Here is a 356-nt window from a genome sequence, read left to right as displayed (position 1 = left end):
TGACGTGGCTCGGCCGGTGCGGCCGGCGGATTGGCTGCCTTCAGCTCGGCTTCGATAGCTGCGATATCGGTATCGAGCAGATCAACAAGCAGACTGCCTTGGTCGGGGCTCAGTTGCTCGCTGCGCTTGGCGAACTTGTGTCGCTTGAGGATGGCGATTTCATGAGCCAGTTGCTCGTTGACCGTTTCGAGGCGTTGGATTTTCTGGCTCATGGAGTCGACCTGGGACAGCAACTGCATAGCCTGTTCGGCCAAGCCGCGCAGCTGTTCCGGTGTCATCTGGTCGAGATTGGGCGAGGAAGTCATGCCGCTGATTGTGTCAGAGCAGGTCGTCAACAGCGATAAACCGATGGGCTA

Annotated in this window: 1 protein-coding gene; it reads right to left on the bottom strand. The window is 58.4% G+C overall.

Annotation, left to right across the window (positions count from 1 at the left end):
- Positions 1–305, bottom strand: a 305-nt coding sequence (locus QWI17_RS06575; protein WP_302721740.1) for an IS66 family transposase, incomplete at its 3' end; no start/stop codon positions are given.
- Between the last annotated feature and the right edge of the window lie 51 nt (positions 306–356).

Origin of the sequence: Gilvimarinus gilvus (genome assembly GCF_030518155.1) — a bacterium.
Taxonomy (GTDB): domain Bacteria; phylum Pseudomonadota; class Gammaproteobacteria; order Pseudomonadales; family Cellvibrionaceae; genus Gilvimarinus; species Gilvimarinus gilvus.
The sequence above is the reverse complement of the archived record's forward strand: the minus strand, read 5'-3'. Positions and strand labels throughout refer to the sequence as shown.